Genomic DNA, 21,847 nt, shown 5'->3' with positions numbered 1-21,847 from the left:
GGTACCCGTGATCGGCCCCCCATCAGATCAACAGTGATCGCAGTCAGTCCTGGTGGACCTCGGTTACGTCGACGGCAAGGCGCTCGCCGAGGCGCGGAGCGATGCTGACGCTGCGCCGACCGTTCCCGATCCGCTGTGCGATGTGCTCGCCCTGGAGGTCGGACTGCGGAGCCTCATGTGACCAGCCCCAACACGGAAGCCGAGCACGTGGAAGCCACAAACCTCCGGTCGCGGCGACGGGCCCTGCGGCCGGGCGGCCGTCTTGCGGTCTCCTGTACCGCGATCCGGCCCTGTACGACGTGGTCCAGTCCGACAGCACGAGCGCCGGGATGTGCCGAACCCTGATCGAGTTGCACAGGCCGGACGCCCGGACCCTGGTCAACTTCGGGTGTGGCACCGGCCGGGATCTGGAGATCCTCGCCCAGCACGTCGAGTGCATCGGCGTGGAGCGATCGCCGAGGGGACACAAGCAAGCGAAGCGCCTGGCGCGGAAGGCCGATCCAGGTCGACAGCCTCATCCACCAGGACTGTGCCACGTCGTATTCCGCAACCCGACCTCAGTGGGCGCCGTCTGGCGGGCCGTCAGAAGGCCCACACTGCGGCAGCAATACCAGGCGCTCAACGGGCAACATGTGTCAACCCCCGGGTGGGAGGTCAGCCTATCATTCCTGTCCATGTCAAACCTCCCCGACGTCGTATTCTGGTCCATACCTGCCTTCGCTCTGCTCACCGTCGTCGAAATTATCCTCGTCCGGCTGCACCCCGACGAGGAGGACGCCGGATATGCGGCCAAGGACGCGGTGACCAGTGTCAGCATGGGGCTCGGCAGTCTCTTCTTCGGCTTACTGTGGAAGTTCCAGGATGTCGCGATCTACAGCGTCATCTACGAACTGACGCCGCTACGGGTGCCGTTACTGTGGTGGACCCTTCCGCTGATGCTGATCGCGCAGGACTTCATCTCCTACTGGTCCCACCGAAGCCATCACGTCATCCGGATCCTGTGGGCCTGCCATGTCGTCCACCACTCCAGCCGGAAGTTCAATCTGACCACCGCGCTGCGCCAACCCTGGATGACGTTCACCGTTGGGTTCTTCTTCCTCCCCATGGTCGCTGTCGGTGTGCACCCGGCGGTGCTGGCATTCTGTTCCTCCTTGAACCTCATCTACCAGTTCTGGGTTCACACCGAGCGCATCGACAAGATGCCCCGGTGGTTTGAGTTCGTCTTCAACACGCCGTCGCACCACCGTGTGCACCACGGGTCCCAGGGCAGCTATCTGGACCGCAATTACGGCGGGGTCCTCATCATCTGGGACCGGCTGTTCGGAACGTTCGTCGCGGAAACCGAGCGGCCCGTTTACGGGCTGACCAAGAACATCCGGACGTACAACCCGCTGAAGGTGGCCTCGCACGAGTACATGGCCATCGCCAAGGACGTCAAGATGGCCGACAGTTGGAGCGAGCGTGTCGGTCGCGTGTTCCGCGACCCCGGGTGGAGTCCGCAGGACGGGAAACCCATCTCGGCTGCGTCCGTGGTCATGGAACCCGCCGAGTGAGACCGGCGCGCGTCGGCCTCGATCCGCAGACCCAGCCGCTACGGTCTCGGGTGGGGCGGCGATGTCCTCAGGGCCGATGGCCCCCGGCACAGTCGCTGACGCTCCACCACCGTCGTCACGACGCCACGATGCGGGCTTGCCGCCTCGGCCAGGTATCACTGCACTCACGGTAGGTACCCTGGCGGCTGCGCTGCCACAGGACGGAGAGCGCGGCCGAGGTCCGCTCCGCAAGACCCGCTGCCCGGTCCGCCGGCTCCAGGCCCTCGGCCATCAGGTCGCTCTCAACTCCCGACGTCATCCTGCCTGTGCGCCCCCACCGACATCCGGTCCGCAAGCAGCCCGGATGCTGCCGCATCCCCTCCCGCATCTCGATTCTCCGGTCAGCTTCCGCTGAAGCGCTCCGGGGTCGATGGCGGATCCGCCCATCTCGGAGTGCTTCACTGCCACCGGGCGTGACCTGGGGACATGGCTCGGGAGCGTCAGGCCGGAAGGGATCGCTGCCGGTACTGGAGCGGTGAGCAGCCCAGGTGTTTTTTGAAGACGCGGGCGAAATTCTCCGGATTAGGGAAGCCGCAGCGGCTGCCGACCTGGGATATGAGTTCGTTGCTCGTGGTGAGGAGACGACACGCGGTATCGATACGTAACTCGGTCAGGTACTGTACGGGCGTTTTTCCCGTGGCGGCAGCGAACTGGCGTATGAAGTGGTACCGGCTGAGCAGGGCCTCTTTGGCCATGTCTTCGAGTGCGATATGCGACGCCAGGTGCTCGTGCATGTAGTTGGTCACCGCGAGAAGTCGCTCCGGATTCAGGCCCGGAGCGTCCGACTGTATGGCGTGGTGCGGGTGGAGCAGATGGGCGGTCAGGTAATGCGCGGCTCTGTACGCGTAGTGCTCGCCCACCCCCGCATCGTGGGCGCCCAGCAAACCGGGGGCCATGGCCGCGGCCACGGGGTCGAAAACCCGCGGAGTCTCCAGGGCCGACAGGTCACGCAGGGTGACTTCCGGATGTCTGTCCGCGTAGTACCGAATGTGCTGCGTGGGCAGTGCGATGAACGCCACCTCGACTTGCTGCTTTCCCGACCGCGGCCGCCAGAGCCGAACCGCGCTCTTGCCGACGAGGCGAGAGGTATCTCCGCAGGCGAGTGTGGTCTGGTGCCAGCCTGAACCGTCCGGGTATTCAAACTGGCATAAGCCGTGCAGAAGAGCCACGATAGTGAACCAGTCTTGGCGTGGCTGATAGGTTATTCGCCCCTGATCAGGGATAAAACGCCTCTCGATTGTCAGGGAATTCCAAAGCGGGATGCCGCGGGGTTCGGCCATTTCCGGTCGCCTTTTCTGGTAGCTACTGCTGGGCACCCACCACCTGAGAGCGTTCTCAAGGTCCGGTTGAGTGGGTGAAATCGCTGGTTACCGAGTGGTGACGATCGCGGGTGGGTGTGGTGTGAACGGATCGAGGCTCCCGTCGTAGACGGATGACCTTGCCAGTCGTCGCCTTGAATCGGAGCCTCGATGTGCCGCCAGTCTGCCACTGTCTGTCTCGTCAAGTCGCCTGCACTGGGGCTAAGTTCAGGCCTGTCGTCGCCCGGTCGGGGGGCGACGGCTTTCGGCCCCACGCTGTCGCGGTGGCACGTGTCACCAGGTCGCGGAGGTGCTGCTGATCTCTGCTTCCGCGGTGGTGGCGGGCGCGCGCTCGCATGTGGTGATCGGGCAGTGGAATGGGAGCGGAATACCCCAGGAGCCCTGGCCGGGCTCGGCGTTCGCCTGGTGTCCCGGCCGATATGACAGGAGCTGATCCGTCCGGTGCCCAGTTGAGGCTCCCCTGATGCTCGGGAGTCGCTGATCAGCTGGTCAGAGAGGGTTGACGGGTGTTCAGGTTCGCTCGCTCGTCCGGTCGTCGCAAGCCCTGGTTCTGTTCCCAGCAGTGCGCGCACCTTCCCGAAGTCGCGGCCTTCTTCCCACGGCATACATGCGTAGGGCATCCAGCCTTTGGATATGGCCGGTTAGTGATCGAGGTTCTGGCGACCACCGGCTCCGGCTCGGCCTCCAGACTCACAGCCGCCACCGTGCCGTTGAGTATCAGGCGCGGGACGGTGAGAGACGACAGCAACCACGGTCCGAGTGCTTCGAGCATGAACATGCGGGGGCAGAAAAGAGGGACCTGAAAGGTCCGAATCCTGTCGACCGGGTCAAATGCGGCTCGAAGATCCACGGGTTATCGGCAGCGGACCTCAGTCCGCCTCATACGCACGTTTCGCGAGAGCGTCCGCAGCCATGTAGCCACCATCCACAGTGATTTCCGTTCCGGTGACAAAGCGAGCGCCGTCGGTGAGCAGAAACGCCACTACCGAGGCGATGTCGTTCGGGAACCCATTGCGCCGCAGGGGGGTCAGTCCGGCTGATTCCGCGGGTGCGTCGGCATCGACATAGCAGGGCGAGACGGCGTTGACGCGGATTCCGGACGGCCCGAGCACGTTGGCGAGGCTCTTCGTCAGGTTGGTGAGCGCGGCCTTGCTCGCCGAGTAGGCGAGGGAAGTGAATGAGCCTGTCGTCCCGGCCGTGCTGGAGATGTTGACGATTGAGCTGTCGGGCGGCATGCCGGGGGCGAGCGCGATCGCGGTGGCCAGTGGGCCCCGGAGGTTGACGTCCAGCACCCTGTCCCAGGAGTCCAGGCTGGACTCCCAGGAAGCAAACTCGATCACTGCGGCGTTGTTCACGATCCCGTGGAACGGGCCGCTGGCGGCCAGTCGGCTGAGCGTGGCCGCTGATTCCTCCCGGTCCAGGTGGTTGAGATGGACCATCTCCTTGATGCCGAGAGCAAGGAGTTCCTCCGCGTCGGACGCGCCGGTGTTGTAAGTGCCTACGACGGTTGCTCCGTGCCTGGCCAGGTCAAGCGCGATGCCCCGGCCGATGTCCTTCGAGGCTCCGGTGACCAGGACGCGCTTGTCCTTGAGCATCACGCGTCCAGCTCCGATGTCACCAGGTGTGCCTGCCGGCCGTGAGCGGCGGCCAGGACATGGGCCAGTCGCCGCGCGAGAGCCAGGGTGGTGAGCGAAGGGTTGGCAGCGCCCATACGGGGGAAGGTCGCCGGCCCGCAGGCGTAGAGGCCCGGGACGGCGGCGAACGCGTGGCGATCGTCGAGTACGCCCCCCAGCGGCAGGGTGCAACCCTCGTGGTCCTCGGTACCCAGCGGGCTTGACCAGGTGAAGGGCCCTTCGGACGTCTCCGCGCCGATCGACTCCGGCAGCACGAACGCGTTGGTCCGAACCGGGTGGTCGAAGTCGTCGAAAGCCAGGGGCGTAGCGGTGAGACCGAACCCGGCGGCCAGCTGGCTCCAGACCTCGTCCAGGACCTCGCGCTGGCGTTCGATGACGCCCCGGTCGGCGTGGGCCAGGTCCGCGGTGACGGTTGTGCGCCACGGGTACGCGCCGTTCGGCTCGCATGTGACGTGGCTACCGGTGCCGGGCACCTGCTCCCCGGTGAGCCGCACGTCGAACAGAAGGACGCCGGGATCGGGCCGTTCGACCGTGATGAACAGGTTCGACCGGGCTCCGTCCTCGCACGCAGTCACATACGAGCCGGGTGCGACATCCGACAGGCCACGAGACGCCCTGTCGTCGCCCGAGTCGCGCACGCGCAGGAAGAAGCCCTGGACGATGTGGTCGGTGAGCCCGTCCAGCCGGGGCGGGCGGCTGGGGTCGACCGCACGAAGCGACTGGATCGCCAGTCTGCTGCTCTCGATGGTTCCGGCGGCCAGGACCACCGAGTCCGCGGCGATCCGGCGGCCCTTGGCGTTCGGGCCGGTTCCCCGGACGTGGACGCCGCAGGCCCGCCCGTCCCTGATGTCAGCCGAGAGGACTTCGGTGTCGCACAGGAACCGGATACCGCGCGGGCCGTCCAACGCGGCGCCCGTCACCGGGTGCCGCCAGTGGTCCAGCGGCGAGTAGGCGTACCAGCGGCCATCGTCACCGAACCGGGTTTCGGCCTGCGGGGTGCGGACAAGGCGGAACCCTCCGACCTTCAGCACCGGTTCCTGCGAGTCGAGTCGGCTCGGATCCACTCCGAGGTCTGCCGCGACCTGCTCGTAGAGCGGTCCACCGCCCTGCCAAGAGTCACGCAGGTCCGTCACGACCGATTCCGGCCAGTCGGCCAGCGCCCACTCCTCGACCGGCAGGGACGCGCCGTACCAGTACAGCGAGCGTCCGCCCAGGCGCTGGCGCAGACCGGCGTTGACGGCGTAGTGCGGGGCGGACTCCGATGTCCAACTACGCTGGAAGTGCGGGTCGTCGGCGGGATCCAGGAAGGTGCGCAGCGCTTGATCAGGGTTGTGCGCAGAGTTGATGTGCAGCAGGTCCCGCGCGGGTCCAGCTTCGATGACCAGGACGTCGTCGACACCGAGAGTGGCCAGGTGCCGGGCCACTTCGAGGCCGGCGAGCCCACCTCCGACGATCGCCACCCGACCACGCGGGTCATCGGTGTCCGGTGCCGCGGGCCACTGCCATGCGGCGAGGTCTGCGGGGAGATCGGATGTCGGCACAGTGGTTCTCCCTACTGAGTTCGTCGGGTCCGTGCATGTGGCCTGCGGATCGGAGGCGTGGTGTGACCGGGCGCGAAAGGCCTGGCTGATCGCCGCCGAGTGTGTCCCGGGGCTCGACGCACGCCGTCTCCACGAAGCAACGTCCGGGTGATGAGGCGGGCACGTCGAATGCTGTGAACCGAGGTGGCAGTGCCAATTCTTCAGAGGCGACGCGTTTTCTCCACCTGGGGGTGGAATGAATATCGAGCTGGTGTCTCAGACTCGTCCTGCGTCCTGCGGGCGGCTGCGAAGGGCTGGAGATCGGCCCTGCCGCAGGCGAGTCGCTTTCCTGCGTCAGTCGCCAGGCGGCGGAGTTTGCGTAAAGGCCTGGATCCGGCGTTGCGTTGGTGAATCTTCCGGTTCGGCGCCGTGCCTGTCAACCCCGGGGTCTCTTGCGGTTCCGATTGGCCTCCGTCGTCTCTGTCAGCCGGGGCTCCCATGTGCGGATCGGCCGACGAGGCACGCACTCTGGATTCTTGATGAAATCCGTCAGCCGTGGCAACTGCCGTAGACGGTCAGGCCCAACCCTAGGGACTCAAGAGAAAGGAAGTTGACCGGAGTTGCGCAGTCCGTGGCTGATATTGCGAGTATCCCCCCGCGTGCGGCCGCTGTGCCCGGGGATGTCCGCAGGGTGGCCTTCCACACCGATCGCGTCGGCGAGCAGCCTCACCGGCACCGGCGCGCCTCAGCCTGGACGCCGTCTCGCATGCCGCCTCAACTGCGCGTACACGGCCCGTGTGATCGGGCGGCCCATACGATCACTCGCAACATCGGCCATGGAATGCGCAACTCTGGTCAACTGCTTTCCACTTGAATCCCTAGAGTTGTCCCCAGGCAAACGAACAATGGGCTCGCCCGCCATGGTTGGCGAAGAGCCCTTTGCGTCACGAGGGAAGGGGATACGGCGGTCTTACCGGCGGCTTTCTTCAGGAGTTCTGGCTCGTCTACCCACCGTATCGAGACGGCACAGCCTGAATATCCCGCTGACTGGCGAAAAAGAGACCCATCTCTTCCATCGGGCACGTGCACGGCCGAATACGGTCTGCCGTCCTTGTGCCCCAGGGACACCACTGCGACAACCCATGCATCCGCACAGCACGCAACACCGCACAGACTGCCCAGCTGCAACGGGAGGGTGACTTGGGCTCTGTGACATCGGATGCGGGCGTATCAGATGGAGAGAATTCGTCACTTCTGAAGGAGGATCGCGACTTGGGCAGCGAGCCGCTGGACCGTGCCCACGCAGTCACCTCGGTCACGGCCTTCGACCACATCAGGCTGGACGTAGCGGACATCGACATCGCCGAACGATTCTATGCCGAGGCGCTTGGACTGTCGGTCGTCGTGCGCTATGAGCTGGCCGATCGGGTCATCCTGCAGATGGCGCCGGGCGGCAGGCCAGCGGGTGTGGAGCTGTGGAAAGAGCGAAACCTCGTGCCCGCGCCGCACCCTACTCACCATGTCGCGTTTCGCGTCGCCGACGTTCCGGCACTCGTGGAACACGTTCGCGCGCTCGGCTACCGAGTGGTCGCCGAGCCACGCCGAATCGAGCAGGAGACGGTGGCGTTCGTGGCCGACCCCGATTGCCACACCATCGAACTCAACGACTTTATGGGGCGCCCAACAGTAGGAGCACCGGCATGACGGCCGACACCTCGACTGCTACGGACTACCTGAAACAGCTCACCACGGCCCTGCCCGAGCTCAACCTGTCCCGGGTCGTCGACTGGGGGGCACGGCTGGCTCAGCTGGGCGGCGACGGCCGGCGTCTGCTGGTGGCCGGCAACGGCGGGTCCGCGGCGCAAGCCCAACACCTGACGGCTGAACTCGTGGGCCGATTCCAGACGGAACGCGAGCCGATGTCCGCGTTGTCGCTGCACGCCGAGACGTCTTCGGTCACCGCGATCAGCAACGACTACGGCTACGAGCAGGTCTTCGCCCGGCAGGTCCGGGCGCACGCGCGGCCAGGCGACATCGTGCTGCTCATGTCCGGTTCCGGCCGCAGCGCAAACCTGTTGCGCGCCGTGGAGGCCGCGCGTGAGGTCGGCGCGGTGACCTGGGCTCTGACGGGACCGGCGCCCAACCCGCTGGCAACGGTGGCGGACGAAGCGGTGCCCGTGGACGCGGAGGCGTCGTCCACGGTGCAGGAATGCCACCTCGTGGTGATTCACCTGATGTGTGCTGCCATGGACGCCGCCGTCGCCGCCAAGGACGACACCGCCACGGACGCCGTCGGTTCCACCCCGTCGGTGCCGCCGCCCTCGTCCGCCTCGTCATCGGAGCCGGCAGGGGAACGACGGCCGGGTGCGGCACGCGCAGACGGCACGAACCTTGTGGTGGTCGGCGACGCCTTCCTCGACCGCGACCACCTCGGCCGTGTGGAGCGGGTCGCTTCCGACGAGCCGGCCCTGGTCGTGACCGGCGGCACCACGCGCGCGCGCCCCGGTGGTGCCGCGCTGGCCGCTGTACTGAGCGCGAGACAGGGCTACCCGGTCACCCTTGTCACCGCGCTCGGCCAGGACGCGGTGGGCGACCATCTGCGGACACTGCTGGACGAAGCGCGCGTCACGGTGGTCGACCTCGGGCTGGACGGCTCGACCGCGGTAAAAACGCGGATCCGCGCCGCCGGGCGCACCGTGATGATGCTGGACGAGAACGACGTCTGCCCGCCGGTCGGGCGGGAGGGCGTCGCAGCACTCGCCGCCGCACGGCGCGTGCTGATCGCTGCCGGCGGCGTCCTGGTGTCCGACTACGGTCGAGGCGTCGCCGCGCACACCGGCCTGCGTGCCGTACTCGCTGAGGCGGCCAGGCGAACCCCGTTGGTCTGGGATCCGCATCCGCGCGGTACGGTGCCGGTCGCCCATACCGCGGTCGTGACGCCGAATAGCCGGGAAGCCCGGGTGATCGCCTCCTTCACAGGCGGCGACACGTTGTCCGACGACGTCGAAGCGGCGCGTGCGGTAGGGCGCGAGTGGGGGCCGGTCCAGGTGGCGCTCACCCGGCACGAGCATGGCGCTGTCCTGCTCGCCGACGCGGAACTGCCGCCGCTGGTCGTACCCACGAAGGTTGCCGCGGGAGTGAAGGCCGACGCCTGCGGTGCCGGCGACTTCTTCGCCGGTCACCTCGCCCTCATGCTGGCCTGCGGCAAGTTACCCAGCGAAGCGGTGGCATCGGCGGTGGAGGCGGCCTCGGCGTACGTCGCGGCGGGTGGTCCCAGGACCGTGGACTACCCACCCGACGACGGCTCACCCAGGCCAGGGCTTTCGAGCGCCGGGCCCGCCACGGGCACTCAAAGGGCGATCGAGCTCGCCGACGCTGTCCGCGCCAGGGGCGGTACCGTGGTCGCCGCCGGTGGCTGTTTCGACCTGTTGCACGCAGGGCATGTCCAGCTCCTCGAACAGGCGCGCCAACTGGGTGACTGCCTGATCGTCTGCCTGAACAGCGACGACTCGCTGTCCCGGCTGAAAGGCCCGTCGCGCCCGATCGTGCCGGCGGCACAACGAGCTCTCGTGCTCGAAGCACTCGCTTCCGTGGACGCCGTCCTGGTGTTCGAAGAGGATGCCCCCGAAGCGGCCATACGCGCGCTGCGACCCGCGATCTGGGTCAAGGGCGGCGACTACTCGGGGATTCAGATTCCGGAAGACAAGCTGGTCAGCTCCCTGGGCGGACGAACCGTGGTCGTCCCCTTCATCGCCGGCTGGTCGACGTCGTCGCTGATCGATTCGGCACGGACACGGTGATGACGACACTCCATCCCCTTCACTTCCGCACGGCTTCTCCGCGTCAGCCAACGCGGACCGGACGACCAGGGCGGCAGGCGTGAGCCAACAGAGCGTGCTCGTCACCGGAGCGGCCGGATTCATCGGGAGGCACGTGGTACGGGCCTGTCTGAACGCCGGGTACCGGGTGACCACGGTGGACCTCGCCACCCCGCCAGCCGACGTGTGCCGGGACACCACCGTCCACACCTGTTCGTTCGACGACCCGGCGATCCTCCATGCCGTGGACGCCGGCCAGTTCACGGCAGTGGTGCACCTCGGCGCGATCAGCAGCACTGTCGAGGACAACTGGCAGGCGCTGGAGCAGACGAACATCACCGGACCGGCGGTGCTGGCGGAGCGCTGTGAGCGCAGCGGCACTCGTCTCGTCTACGCCTCCTCCTCAAGCGTCTACGGCGAGATCAACGACCGGCGGCCGCTGCCGGAAACCGCGTTGGAGTCTTCCGCGTGCTCCGGGCCGCTGAACGCCTATGCCCGTTCCAAGGCCTTGTTCGAGGCGCACATGACCACGCGGTCCGACGTCGGCGGCGGACCGGGATGGGCGGGCCTGCGGTTCACCAACGTCTTCGGCACCGGGGAGCGGCACAAGAAGTCGATGGCTTCCATCATCGGGCAGTTGCTCCTGGCAACCGCGCGGCAGGAACCGCTCAGGCTCTTCGCCGACACCTTGGAGGCGTGCCGGGACTACGTTCCCGTCGCCACCGTCGCGCAGACGTGCGTCCTCATGGCTGAACCCGCAGCGCCCTGCGGCATCTTCAACGTCGGATCGGGCCACGCGACCAGCTTCGCCGAGTTGCTCCGCTGGTGTGCGGACTTCGCGAAGGCCCCGCTGAACGTGCGATTGGTCCCGAACCCCCACATCGGTCGTTATCAGTACTGGACCTGCGCTGACATGTCCGCTCTCGACACCGCGCTCCCGACGCGGCCCCGGCCGGGCCCGGACGATCTACGGAGCGCTGCCCATGAGCTGTACCTGCATTTCAAAAAAATGGACAACCGCAGCTGAGGGTACGTCAGCTGGTGTCCGGAGCCGGCCGATCGATGGAATCACCGCTGGAGGATGGAGATCACGTGGGTCTGGAAACGGTCGTGGTGAGCAAGGATCAACTGGACACGCTCATGCCTCTGATTGTCGAGCAGCAGCACGACTGCGGAAAGGAGGTCGACCTGGCCGGCACCCGCACCTTCCTCGAGGGCATTGTCGACCAGGAGGCGAGCTTCCAGATCATGGCGTGCGAAGAGGAGGTCGCTGTGGGCCTGGTGATGGTCGATCCACTTCCCAACCTTCAATTCGCCGACAAAGTAGCCTATGTGCACGACGTCTATGTGACCGAGGCCCTTCGTGGCAGCCGGGGTATCGGAGCACTTCTGGTGGCCGCAGGGTTCGTTGAGGCGATGCGGCGCGGCTACGAGTTCGCCGAAGGCGAGACCGAGCCGGACAACCATCCCGCGCGGAAACTCTACGACCGTATGGCGAGGAAACTGGGAGTCGGCTGCAAGGAAGTGGACTCGGTGCGTTACCTCCTGGACCTTCGTCCCGGCATCGAGCGGGTACGCGACGAGCCCGACTACCTCGACCAACTTGCCACCCCCCGGCTCCTCAGCCGTCTCAGTGCTCGACCGGGAGCCGGAGGCTAAGGGGTGTCCCGTAATCCCCGGCGGGTCAGCGCATGGCGTCAGATGCGGTGCATCGCAAGGCGGAGGGTCGTCCTCATACTGGGCGTATTCGGATGAGCCCGACAACGCAGCGAGGTGCCGTAGCTGGCGTCGGGCGCCCGGCGGGGAATACGGGACAGCCCTTAGCACGTCATCCATGCCGCGCCGGCGGAACTCGACTGACGACAGCGGCGCCCGCGCCACCTCGACGCGTACACGCACGCGCACGCGTACGCGTACGAGCCAGCTGGGCCGACCATCGTCCAGTCCATGGACGCTGACTTGAAAGGGCAGGAATGCGTACGGCAATGGTCGTCATAAACGAAGGCGTGGGCAATGGAATCATTGCGGCGCCACTGCTGGCGGCGTTCGAGCGGTCTCATCCGGGCTGGACCTACTTCATGGCACCGAACATCGCACTCGACACCGAATGGGTACGTACGGCGGTCGGCATGCAGGGTGCTTCCGGGACCTTCCCGGCACTGTGGCGACGGTTCCTGCCGGCTCATAGGGAGGAACTGTGGAACTTCCTCGATCGCAACGGTGTGGAACTGGTCGTCAACCTCAGAATGGAGTCCGCCGAAGAGGACGGAAACTACTTCGAGTTCCGGGCGGACGCCACGAAAAGGGGAGTCGAGTGCTGGGATCTGCACGAACTCGGCGAGCGGCCGCAACGGCGGCCCTTCGGTGAACAGGCCGCCGGACTCCTGCGCGCGCACAACGTCCCTGTCGACCTGAACCCGGCCTGGCTCGCCGGCCGGCGACAACGACGTCCCGGCGTGGTCGGTTGCTACGTCGGTGCCAGTGCCGCGGTCAAACGCTGGCCCACGGACGAGTGGTCGACTCTGATCAGGCGGCTGGACGACCGAGGGCTCGACGTCGAAGTCGCGGTCGGCCTCGCAGAGGACGAGCAGGCACTGGCACGGCGGCTGTCGTCGACGCCGGGCGTCACCGGCACGGTGTTCCTGCACTCGCTGGAAGCCCTCCGTGACTGGATCGCCGGACTGGACGTGCTGGTCGGCAACGACACGCTGGCGGCACACCTGGCGGCCGCACTTGGCTGCCCGGTGGTCACGCTGTACCTGGCGACCGACGGTGACATCTGGTCACCGATGGCGGCCCCTGAGGTCTCGCGGGTCGTGCAGAGCGCGGTCGCGCTGTCTTGTTCCTACATGAAGCCGAACGGCACCTGCCGGCGCTACTACACCGGCTGTCCGGCGCCGTGCGCAGCCGGTGTCCGACCGGCTGATGTGCTGATCGAACTGGACCAACTGGAGTGGAGTATGCGGCAGGTCGGTCACCGGGAGCTGGCCAAATGACACGTCGGCGCGCGATCGCGGTCCTCGGAGGCCGGCCCGGCAATGCGCGAGCCGACGTCCTCCGGCTGGCGGAGATGATCGGCAAGGAGCTCGCGCAGCGCGGCTACGGCCTGGTGAGCGGCGGCGAGGGCGGCGTGGCGGCCGCGGCCAACAAAGGCTGCCAGGCGATCGGCGGCGACACACTCGCGTTGTTGAAGTGGAACCGTCTGTCCGACGCCGAGGACGGGACCACCTGGGCCCTGCCCACGTCGATGGACCTGGCCCGGAGCAATATCCTCAACTGGTGCGGCGACGGCATGATTGCGTTCGAAGGCCGTTACGGCACGCTCACCGAGATCGGTCTCGCCCTGGACACGGGACGCCCGCTGCTGGTTCTGGGCCGCCACCCGTTCCTGACCGCCGAGGCGTTCGCGGCGCCCACGTGTCGCGTCGTGCCGGACCCGCGGCCGGAGAACGCCGCCGAGCTGGTCGACCTGCTGGAGGCCCTGATCGAGGCCGACGAGCAGGCATCGGTACGGCCCGGTGCCGCCGTTGTCGAGGACGACCAGGTCGACGAGAGCGGTATCGGGCTGCGACGTGCGATACCGGAGGACATTCAGCTGTTCCGCCGGACGTTCAACGACGCCGACGTGCTGGAGTGGCGAGCGCTGGAACCGAACGACGGCGTCCTCAGCCGATTCCTGCACGAACGCTGCCTGGTGATACTCGAACGGAATCGCCCCGTCGGCTTCCTGGAGTACCGCAAAGAGGCCGATCCGGAGTTCGAACACATCCAGATCGAGGCGCTGGCGGTGTCCGACGCGGCGGACCGGGGCCGGGAGATCGGGACACGGGCGTTGAGGTTGTTCGCCGGGTCGGTCTTCACCGGCGCCGGGCATCGCATCACCGCGGCGCCCCATTCCGACAACCGGGCTGCCGTGCGGTGCCTGGAGAAGGTGGGTTTCCGGCAAGTCGGCCGGATGAGGGCGTACGAACGCCACCGCGGCACGTGGCGGGACGCGCTGCTGATGGATCTGGTCCCGGGCGACTTGGCCGGCAGGTTGTCCAAGCCACCGGGGACCGCGGTCGGGCACAGGTAGCAGGACAGAGCCGGACGAGAGGAGGGATCGCCATGGCAGGACCAGGAGTTTCCCGTATCGGCCCGGAAGAGGAGGCCGAGGTGCTGAGCGTCGTACGTGAGCGAGAGCTGAGCCGGTACCGCTTCGACGACCACGACGGGTCCGCGCTGCCGTCGAAGGTTTCGCGGTTCGAGCAGGAATTCCGCGCCCTGACCGGTGCGCGCCACTGCCTGGGCATGAACAGCTGCACCAGTGCCCTGTACGCCGGGCTGCTGGCCGCCGGTATCGGTCCGGGCGACGAGGTGATCGTGCCGGGCTATACCTTCATCGCCTCGATCGCCGCGGTCGTCCATACGGGCGCCGAGCCGGTGCTCGCCGAGATCGACGAGAGCCTGCTTCTCGATCCGGCGGACGTGGCCGCGAAGATCACCTCGCGCACGAAGGCGGTGATCGCCGTCCACATGCTCGGGGCGCCGTGCGACCTCGACGCCCTGGACGCCGTCACACGTGAGCACGGGGTGCTGCTCGTGGAGGACTGCGCGCAGTCCGGTGGTGGCACATACCGCGGCCGGCACCTGGGGACGGTCGGTGGATTCGGCGCGTTCAGCCTCAACGTCTTCAAGACCTTCACGGCGGGCGACGGCGGCATACTGCTCACCGACGACGATGATCTGTACGAGACCGCGTTCGCCCTTCACGACCATGGGGCCGCGCCCTTGCGGCAGGGTGTCACCGACGGGCCGCCGCTGTTCGGCCTGAATCTGCGGATGCACGAGTTGACCGGCGCGTTCGCGCTCGCCCAGGTGCGCAAACTGCCGGACATTCTGCGGACGTTGCGAGCCAACCGGGACAAGCTCGCGGACGCGATCGGAGACTTGCCCGGAGCGACGCGGCGCCGACTGCACGATCCGGACGGAGACTGTGCCACGGTGCTCGCGTACACGTTCGCGTCCGCGGCCGTGGCCGACGAGGTGGCAGCCCGACTGGGCACGATCACCCTGAGCCGGTCGGGCAAGCACAACTACGCCAACATGTCCCAGCTGCGCCCGGAGCTGGTGGCCCCGGCGGACTCCGGGACGCGCAGGCCGGATCGCGCCGTCCTGCGTCGGTCGTATCCCCCGGGCAGCCTGCCGCGTACGGACGATCTGCTCAGCCGCAGCATCGCGTTGAGCGTGGGGGTGGTCGACTCCTATCTCGGCAGCGCAGTGGGCATCGACGTGACGGCCGGGGACGACGCGATCGAGGCAGCGGCGCGGCTTTTCAGGACCACGGTGGAGGACGTGGCCAAGGCAGCGTCATGAGCGGGGCACGGGACCCCGGCTCCGCATCCGAAGCGGACGCGATACCCCCGCCACCGGGCGTCGCCCCGCGTGGCCGGATGAATGCCGTTGCGTTCGAGTACGGTGCACGGGCGACGACGGACTTCCTGGACACGCACCGGCTCTCGGTGCGGACACCTTTCCAGACGCGCGGTTGGTGGCGGGCGTGGATTCGTGAGGCGGCGGAGGCCGAGGGAACGACCCCGGTACTGATCCGCATGGCACGTACCGACCGGCCCACCCTGGTTGTCGGCCTGCAGTTGCACCAAGACGACAGCACGACGCTCCTGCGCCCGTTGTCCTGGCCGTGGGCCGACTATCACGAGGTCGCCGAGGTGGGCGACGGGCCGCCCACCGGACCCGAGCCCGACATCGGGGGGCTGGCCGAGGCGATCGACCGGTGTCAGCGGGAGTTCGGCGCCCGGTTGGAGCTGAGCAACCTGATCGCCGATGGACCGCTGCTGCGCGCCATGTCCGAGCTGGGCGCCACGCTCCGGCCGTCAGAGACGGTATTCCGCCTCGACCTCACTGACCCCGAGGTCGTCCGACGCGTCAGCGAGCGACGGGACATGCGGCGAAAACGCCGCAGGATCGGGCGACTCGGCAAGCTCCGGCTCACCTGCGCGGACACCTCGGCGCAGCTCGCCGCCCGCCTGCCGACGTTCATCGAGCTGCATACTCAGCAGTGGGGTGACCGGCCTGACGCAGTGGCGCCATTCGACGGCGGCGTGGTCGACCGGACGTTCGCGGCCGTCGCGGCCGAGCCGTCCAGCACCGCGCGACTACACGAGCTGTGGCTCGATGAAACGCTGCTCGCCGGATGGTTCGGCTTCTGGCACGACCGCACCTACTACGCCTACCGGGCGGCCTACGACCTGGGCCACGGTCGCGACTCGCCGGGGCACCTGCTGACAGCCGCGATGGTCAGCGAACTCGCCGCCCAAGGGACGGACACCTTCGATCTGACGCGCGGTGCCTACGCCTACAAGCTCGAACTGCCCTGCAGCCGCGCGCCCACCATGACGGCGAGTCGGGAGCAACCGTGCCGGGCGTGACCCCGTCGCTCACGCAACCCCGGCCACGGGCCGCGTCGCCGGTGGGCGCGCCTTGAGCACCAACTGCCCCGATGCGCACCGCGCCAACTGCCCCGATGCGCACCGCCCAGGCGGTCGCCTCACTCCCGGATGACAACACTCGGACCACACACAACCTTGGGGTGTCAGTGCAATCGTTGGCCGATGTCGAGACACTCGTGGTCGGTGCTGGAATGGCCGGCCTCGCGACGGCGGCGGAACTCGGCCGACGGGGCCGGGGTTCGGTGGCCGTACTGGAGGCCGGGCCTGACCGGGGACGCACACACATCCAGAACGAATACTCATCGGCCGAAGCGCTCCAGCTCTGGCTGCGCCCGGAGACCGACCCCGACTTCTGCCGTCCCTATCGGACAGCCGACGGGGTCTACCGCGACTTGGCCGGCCTGCGTCGACGGGTCGGCGGCCGCTCGCTCTACTGGGGTGGCGTACTGCTGCCCATCGAGCGCTGGGCCCTCTGCGAGCACTGGCCGGAAGCGATCGTCACCGAACTGACCGAGACGTGGGACGGGGGGCCGTCGCTGTACCAGCGGGTCGTCGACGACGTGGTCGGCTGGGGCGCCGAGCCCCCTGGAGCACCCGGGCTGACCCTTGGCGCAATGGAGTTCGACAGCACGCCGCACGCCACCCGCACGGAACGCGCCGGAAAATGGAGCGCTTTCAGCCCGTTGGCATGGTGGGCCGACGACGGCGACCCGAGGGTGCGCCGCGTGCCGATCCTCGCCGGCCATGAGGTTCTGGGGGTCCGTGTCGAGCACGGCAGGGCGACCGGCGTGCTGGTGCGTACCGAGGACGGTGAGCTGCGCGACCTGCGTGCGAACCGGGTGGTGCTGGCCGCCGGTACGATCGTCAACAGCCGGCTGGCAATCCAGGCACTGGCTGACTCCGACGCCGCCGCACCGCGTGAGCTGCCGGGACTCGTGGACAAGATCTCACAGGGTTTCACGGTCGCCTTCACCGTTACCGAACGGCTTCCCGATGCCGTCCGGGTGGCCGCTCATCAGGGCCACGTCTACCACCGGACCGGTACCGCCAGTACCCGGTCCAACCACTTCGTGCGCTTCACCGAAGGGGTGAACGGCACGATCAACCTGGACAGCTGGACCATGGGCGAGCAGCGCCGCGGCCCGTACGGCCAGGTGCGGTGCGACGGCCACGGCGCATGGCCCTGGCCGACGACCGTGCACGCCCCGTTCGACGCGGCTGATGAGACAGTGCTCTCCACGCAGCGACACCTGCTCGGCGAACTGTGGGCCGAAACGGCGCGACTCCTCGGCGTTCCCGCCGACCCGCTTCAGTTCTCGACGCGGCATGGTTCGCCCGACCTGGCCGATCGGCTGACAGCGCTCCGCGGACCGACACCACTGACCTACAGCTTCCCGCTCGGTTCCGAGCAACACGAAGCCGGGACACTGGCTTTCGGTGAAGTCCTCGACGCGAACCACCAGTTCACCGCCGTAAAGGGTCTGTACGCGTGTGGGCCGTCGGTGATGCCACGCACCGGAGCGGCCAATCCGTCGATGACGACGCTCGCGCTCAGCAAGCGGTTGGGAGCGGCACTCGCCGGGTGACAGGCACCAGAGGCAGCGAGCAGAGAGCGAGCAGAGAGGGAATCCAGATGCAGGGAATGTCGATCGCGGTTTCCGGCACCGAGTTCACGGACACCGACGGCGTGGACGGACTGATCGAAATGGCCAGGTCCGCTCAGTGCGACGCGGTGGAATTCTGGTACCCGAAAAACGCCCTGCGCGACGGTGTCGACGCCGCACTCCGCAAGCTGGACCGTGCCGGGCTGCGGACAGCCTGCGTGTCGACCCCCAGCCAGCTCTACGGTACCGGCGAAGCGGACTCCGTCGCGCTCCTCCACGAGGCGATCGCGCTAGCGGCACGAACCGGTAGCAACCGCGTGAACACCTACTTCGGTCACGCGCCGCTGGTCGACGACGAGCGTGCGATCGAGGCATACGCCGGCGCGCTGGCACCGGTCCTCGACCTCGCCGCGACGGAGAACGTGGTGATCGTGCTGGAGAACGAGTTCGACGCGTTCGGATGGGACCCGGCCGGGTCCGACATCAGCAGGCGGCCGGCAGCGCTGGCGGCGCTGTTCGCTCGGGTCGACTCACCCTGGTTCGGCTTGAACTTCGATGCCGCGAACTTCCTCTGCGCTGCGGTTTCCGCGGCCCGCGACGCATTGCCCCTGCTCCTGCCGTGGGTGCGCTACGCCCATGTGAAAGACGTACGTCGAGCGTCGGTGGCGGAGACCCCGCGCGACGGCTGGATCCGCTACACCGATCACGGCAGGGCCTATGACACGGCGCCTCTCGGCACCGGGGAACTGGACTGGCCGGAGCTGATCGGAAGCCTTGCGACCGCGGGGTACGACGGGCACCTGACGCTCGAACCACACTGTGTGCCGTCGATTCTCCTGACCGAGACAGCCAGGGCAGCCGCGTACCTGCGCGAGATGATCAAAGTTCACGCGCCGTCCCACCGATGAACCGGAGAATTCCCCTCACCGATGCCCCACCGCTCAGCGCACCCAAGGAGGCGGTCTGAGGGTGCGTTCCGTCCAGCCACCGCGTTCATCGGGAGCGGCCGAACCGTTCCACGCCGTCGGCACCCGTGCAGCGGCATGACCGGCCCGGAGCGCACCGGCGCCGTTCAGCGGCCAGCGGTGTTCCTCGACCGCGATGGCACCCTCACCGAGCCCCGGCACTATCCGTCCCGCCCCGAGGACCTGGCGCTCCAGGCGGGCATCGGGCCACCGCTGCGCGCTCTCCAGCACCATGGGTTCGCCCTGATCGTGGTCACCAACCAGAGCGGACTGGCCCACGGCCTGATCGACGAGGCCGCCATCGCGCCGATGCACCAGAGGCTGCGGCAACTCCTGGCCCGCCACCAGGTCCAGCTGGACGGGATCTACCTGTGCCCGCACTATCCGGGCGGTACTTTGCCGCGGTTCTCCGTCGCCTGTTCGTGTCGCAAGCCCGCCCCGGGAATGCTCCACCGGGCGGCCGGTGATCTCGGTTGTGACCTGTCCTCCTCGTGGATGGTCGGCGACTCCGTCTGCGACATCGACGCCGGCCACCGCGCCGGAACCCGCACCGCCCTCGTCGGCCCACAGCCCCTCGCCGGTGTCGTGCCGACCCTGTACCGGACCACGACTGCCCAGGCACTCACCGCCATCGCGGGCTCCGAGATCCCCGCGTACGAGGATTGAGGTGCCCTCGTCGTCGGCTCTGAGTCCCGCATGAGGCCGTTTCGAACCAGTTGCCGTATCGGCCGTGCGAGCACTGAGCCGACACCCCTCAGCCCCGTTTGTGTGCTGCCCCTGTGGCGCATGGGCGGGGCGGAGGTGGGTACGCAAGGATGGCGGTATGCCCAACCGACTCGCGCAGGCCACGTCCCCGTATCTCCTCCAGCACGCGGACAATCCCGTTGACTGGTGGCCATGGGAGACCGACGCGTTCGAAGAAGCCCGACGGCGCGACGTGCCCGTCCTCCTGAGCGTCGGCTACAGCGCCTGCCACTGGTGTCACGTCATGGCGCACGAGTCCTTCGAGGACGACGACACCGCCGCGTACATGAACGAGCACTTCGTGTCCGTCAAGGTGGACCGCGAGGAGCGTCCCGACGTGGACGCGGTCTACATGGAGGCCGTGCAAGCCGCCACTGGGCAGGGCGGCTGGCCCATGTCCGTGTTCATGACGCCGGACGGGGAGCCCTTCTACTTCGGCACCTACTTCCCGCCCGAGGCTCGCCCTGGCATGCCGTCCTTCCGGCAGGTGCTCGAAGGCGTGCACAGCGCCTGGGCCGACCGGCGCGACGAGGTCGGCGAGGTGGCGGGGAAGATCGTCCGGGATCTGGCCGGACGGTCGCTCGCCTTCGGCGGTGTCGGTGTGCCCGGTGAGGAGGAGCTCGCGCAAGCGCTGCTCGGGCTGACCCGGGAGTACGACGAGCGGCACGGCGGATTCGGCGGCGCGCCCAAGTTCCCGCCGTCGATGGCCGTCGAGTTTCTGCTGCGCCACCATGCGCGGACGGGGGCCGAGGGAGCCCTGCAGATGGCCGCCGACACCTGTGAGGCAATGGCCCGCGGCGGGATCTACGACCAGCTCGGCGGCGGATTCGCGCGGTACTCGGTGGACCGTGCGTGGGTGGTCCCCCACTTCGAGAAGATGCTCTACGACAACGCCCTGCTCTGCCGCGTGTACGCGCACCTGTGGCGCGCCACCGGCTCCGGGCTCGCCCGGCGGGTCGCGCTGGAGACCGCGGACTTCATGGTGCGCGAACTGCGGACGGCCGAGGGCGGGTTCGCCTCGGCGCTCGATGCGGACAGCGATGACGGTACGGGCAGGCACGTCGAGGGCGCGTTCTACGTCTGGACGCCCGGGCAGCTGAGTGAGGTGCTCGGGGAGGAGGACGGCCGGCGGGCCGCGGAGTGGTTCGGGGTGACCGAGGAGGGGACCTTCGAGGAGGGCGCCTCGGTGCTCCAACTCCCGGACGGCGAGGCCGATCCGGGGATCAAGGAGCGGCTGCTCGCCGCGCGGGCGCTGCGGCCCAGGCCGGGGCGGGACGACAAGGTGGTGGCCGCGTGGAACGGTCTGGCCGTTGCGGCGCTCGCGGAGACCGGCGCGTTCTTCGACCGTCCTGATCTCGTCGAGCGGGCCACCGAGGCCGCGGATCTGCTGGTGCGGCTGCACATGGACAGCGGTGCGCGGCTGGCCCGTACGTCCAAGGACGGCAAGGCCGGCGCCAACGCGGGAGTTCTTGAGGACTACGCGGATGTCGCCGAGGGTTTCCTGGCGCTCGCCGGGGTGACCGGCGAAGGGGTGTGGCTGGAGTTCGCGGGCTTCCTGCTGGACATCGTCCTCGATCAGTTCGTCGCCGAGGGCGGCGCGCTGTACGACACCGCTCACGACGCCGAGCAGCTGATCCGGCGTCCGCAGGATCCGACGGACAGCGCCACGCCGTCGGGCTGGTCGGCGGCGGCCGGCGCGCTGCTTTCGTATGCGGCGCACACGGGTTCCCAGGCTCATCGGACGGCCGCGGAGGGCGCGTTGGGTGTGGTCAAGGCGCTCGGCCCGCGGGCTCCGCGCTTCATCGGCTGGGGGCTGGCGGTCGCCGAGGCGCTGCTCGACGGGCCGCGTGAGGTGGCGGTGGTGGGGCCCGAGGGGGACGCGGCGACCCGGGAGCTGCACCGTACGGCGCTGGTGGCGCAGGCCCCAGGCCTGGTGGTCGCGGTAGGTGATCCGGACGGTGAGGAGTTCCCGCTGCTGCGGGAGCGGTCGTCGGTGGACGACCGTCCGGCGGCGTACGTCTGCCGCAACTTCACCTGTCGGATGCCTACGACCGATCCGGTGGAGCTCGCCCGGCAGCTCGGAACGTGAGGGTCATGGGCGGTAAACGCGCCAAGTGACGGTGACACGCCACATTTATCGGGCGAGCACCGGAATTTCATCTTCCGCATATATGGTCCACGGCACGAGGAGCAGCCGGACGC

At 68.1% G+C, this 21,847-nt stretch carries 18 protein-coding genes; 14 read left to right on the top strand and 4 right to left on the bottom strand.

The genetic code is table 11. The features are described 5' to 3' along the window. Window positions 1-52: 52 nt before the first annotated feature. Together OG293_RS12490 and OG293_RS12485 are read left to right on the top strand one after the other, a co-directional pair. Entirely contained in the window at window positions 53-181 is a 129-nt protein-coding gene (locus tag OG293_RS12490) for a hypothetical protein (RefSeq protein WP_405998876.1), read from the top strand. 493 nt (window positions 182-674) lie between these two features. Next, window positions 675-1,553 (top strand): sterol desaturase family protein, encoded by an 879-nt coding sequence (locus OG293_RS12485; RefSeq protein ID WP_406003573.1) that lies wholly within the window; start codon window positions 675-677, stop codon window positions 1,551-1,553. A gap of 115 nt (window positions 1,554-1,668) precedes the next feature. Here the strand turns inward: OG293_RS12485 and OG293_RS12480 are convergent, their stop codons facing one another. The 4 genes from OG293_RS12480 to OG293_RS12465 all read right to left on the bottom strand — a co-directional run bounded on the left by OG293_RS12480 (window position 1,669) and on the right by OG293_RS12465 (window position 6,086). Continuing rightward, a complete protein-coding gene (locus OG293_RS12480; protein ID WP_405998875.1) occupies window positions 1,669-1,851 on the bottom strand; it encodes a hypothetical protein in 183 nt (60 codons plus the stop codon). A 181-nt stretch (window positions 1,852-2,032) separates the two neighbouring features. Next, window positions 2,033-2,872, bottom strand: coding sequence for a helix-turn-helix domain-containing protein (locus OG293_RS12475; protein WP_405998874.1), 840 nt, complete (start codon window positions 2,870-2,872; stop codon window positions 2,033-2,035). Window positions 2,873-3,780: 908 nt separating this feature from the next. Next, a complete protein-coding gene (locus OG293_RS12470) occupies window positions 3,781-4,506 on the bottom strand; it encodes an SDR family NAD(P)-dependent oxidoreductase (RefSeq protein ID WP_405998873.1) in 726 nt (241 codons plus the stop codon). Continuing rightward, window positions 4,506-6,086 (bottom strand): FAD-dependent oxidoreductase, encoded by a 1,581-nt coding sequence (locus tag OG293_RS12465; RefSeq protein WP_405998872.1) that lies wholly within the window; start codon window positions 6,084-6,086, stop codon window positions 4,506-4,508. Before OG293_RS12465 ends, OG293_RS12470 begins: the two co-directional genes overlap by 1 nt. Window positions 6,087-7,337: 1,251 nt before the next feature. Here OG293_RS12465 and OG293_RS12460 point away from each other — a divergent pair. From OG293_RS12460 to OG293_RS12405, 12 genes are all read left to right on the top strand, one after another. After that, entirely contained in the window at window positions 7,338-7,769 is a 432-nt protein-coding gene (locus OG293_RS12460; protein ID WP_405998871.1) for a VOC family protein, read from the top strand. Continuing rightward, complete coding sequence (locus OG293_RS12455) at window positions 7,766-9,865, top strand: PfkB family carbohydrate kinase (RefSeq protein WP_405998870.1); 2,100 nt, start codon at window positions 7,766-7,768, stop codon at window positions 9,863-9,865. The genes OG293_RS12460 and OG293_RS12455 overlap by 4 nt, the downstream gene beginning before the upstream one ends. Window positions 9,866-9,944: 79 nt before the next feature. Further along, entirely contained in the window at window positions 9,945-10,910 is a 966-nt protein-coding gene (locus tag OG293_RS12450) for an NAD-dependent epimerase/dehydratase family protein (protein ID WP_405998869.1), read from the top strand. Between the two features lie 65 nt (window positions 10,911-10,975). Continuing rightward, window positions 10,976-11,542: a GNAT family N-acetyltransferase gene (locus OG293_RS12445; RefSeq protein ID WP_405998868.1), complete on the top strand. Its 567-nt coding sequence runs from the start codon at window positions 10,976-10,978 to the stop codon at window positions 11,540-11,542. A gap of 326 nt (window positions 11,543-11,868) precedes the next feature. Beyond that, on the top strand, window positions 11,869-12,879 hold the full coding sequence (locus tag OG293_RS12440; RefSeq protein ID WP_405998867.1) for a glycosyltransferase family 9 protein: 1,011 nt from the start codon (window positions 11,869-11,871) through the stop codon (window positions 12,877-12,879). Beyond that, complete coding sequence (locus OG293_RS12435) at window positions 12,876-13,958, top strand: GNAT family N-acetyltransferase (protein WP_405998866.1); 1,083 nt, start codon at window positions 12,876-12,878, stop codon at window positions 13,956-13,958. The genes OG293_RS12440 and OG293_RS12435 overlap by 4 nt, the downstream gene beginning before the upstream one ends. Window positions 13,959-13,990: 32 nt before the next feature. Beyond that, window positions 13,991-15,238 carry a DegT/DnrJ/EryC1/StrS family aminotransferase gene (locus OG293_RS12430; RefSeq protein ID WP_405998865.1) on the top strand — a complete coding sequence of 416 codons (1,248 nt, stop codon included), beginning with the start codon at window positions 13,991-13,993 and terminating at the stop codon, window positions 15,236-15,238. Then, window positions 15,235-16,311: a GNAT family N-acetyltransferase gene (locus OG293_RS12425; protein ID WP_405998864.1), complete on the top strand. Its 1,077-nt coding sequence runs from the start codon at window positions 15,235-15,237 to the stop codon at window positions 16,309-16,311. The genes OG293_RS12430 and OG293_RS12425 overlap by 4 nt, the downstream gene beginning before the upstream one ends. Before the next feature lie 161 nt (window positions 16,312-16,472). After that, complete coding sequence (locus OG293_RS12420; RefSeq protein ID WP_405998863.1) at window positions 16,473-17,918, top strand: FAD-dependent oxidoreductase; 1,446 nt, start codon at window positions 16,473-16,475, stop codon at window positions 17,916-17,918. A gap of 47 nt (window positions 17,919-17,965) precedes the next feature. Continuing rightward, window positions 17,966-18,844, top strand: coding sequence for a sugar phosphate isomerase/epimerase family protein (locus OG293_RS12415; RefSeq protein ID WP_405998862.1), 879 nt, complete (start codon window positions 17,966-17,968; stop codon window positions 18,842-18,844). A gap of 135 nt (window positions 18,845-18,979) precedes the next feature. Continuing rightward, window positions 18,980-19,567: a D-glycero-alpha-D-manno-heptose-1,7-bisphosphate 7-phosphatase gene (locus OG293_RS12410; RefSeq protein ID WP_405998861.1), complete on the top strand. Its 588-nt coding sequence runs from the start codon at window positions 18,980-18,982 to the stop codon at window positions 19,565-19,567. Window positions 19,568-19,724: 157 nt separating this feature from the next. Next, complete coding sequence (locus OG293_RS12405; RefSeq protein WP_405998860.1) at window positions 19,725-21,734, top strand: thioredoxin domain-containing protein; 2,010 nt, start codon at window positions 19,725-19,727, stop codon at window positions 21,732-21,734. The last annotated feature ends 113 nt before the right edge of the window (window positions 21,735-21,847 follow it).

Origin of the sequence: Streptomyces sp. NBC_00829, from assembly GCF_045161795.1 — a bacterium.
GTDB lineage: Bacteria > Actinomycetota > Actinomycetes > Streptomycetales > Streptomycetaceae > Streptomyces.
The sequence above is the reverse complement of the archived record's forward strand: the minus strand, read 5'-3'. Positions and strand labels throughout refer to the sequence as shown.

Coding starts and splice junctions, on each gene's coding strand:
- OG293_RS12440 (WP_405998867.1), top strand. CDS start 11,869: ATGGTCGTCATAAACGAAGGCGTGGGCAATGGAATCATTGCGGCGCCA.
- OG293_RS12455 (WP_405998870.1), top strand. CDS start 7,766: ATGACGGCCGACACCTCGACTGCTACGGACTACCTGAAACAGCTCACC.
- OG293_RS12410 (WP_405998861.1), top strand. CDS start 18,980: ATGACCGGCCCGGAGCGCACCGGCGCCGTTCAGCGGCCAGCGGTGTTC.
- OG293_RS12480 (WP_405998875.1), bottom strand. CDS start 1,851: ATGACGTCGGGAGTTGAGAGCGACCTGATGGCCGAGGGCCTGGAGCCG.
- OG293_RS12470 (WP_405998873.1), bottom strand. CDS start 4,506: ATGCTCAAGGACAAGCGCGTCCTGGTCACCGGAGCCTCGAAGGACATC.
- OG293_RS12425 (WP_405998864.1), top strand. CDS start 15,235: ATGAGCGGGGCACGGGACCCCGGCTCCGCATCCGAAGCGGACGCGATA.
- OG293_RS12435 (WP_405998866.1), top strand. CDS start 12,876: ATGACACGTCGGCGCGCGATCGCGGTCCTCGGAGGCCGGCCCGGCAAT.
- OG293_RS12405 (WP_405998860.1), top strand. CDS start 19,725: ATGCCCAACCGACTCGCGCAGGCCACGTCCCCGTATCTCCTCCAGCAC.
- OG293_RS12415 (WP_405998862.1), top strand. CDS start 17,966: ATGCAGGGAATGTCGATCGCGGTTTCCGGCACCGAGTTCACGGACACC.
- OG293_RS12475 (WP_405998874.1), bottom strand. CDS start 2,872: ATGGCCGAACCCCGCGGCATCCCGCTTTGGAATTCCCTGACAATCGAG.
- OG293_RS12430 (WP_405998865.1), top strand. CDS start 13,991: ATGGCAGGACCAGGAGTTTCCCGTATCGGCCCGGAAGAGGAGGCCGAG.
- OG293_RS12485 (WP_406003573.1), top strand. CDS start 675: ATGTCAAACCTCCCCGACGTCGTATTCTGGTCCATACCTGCCTTCGCT.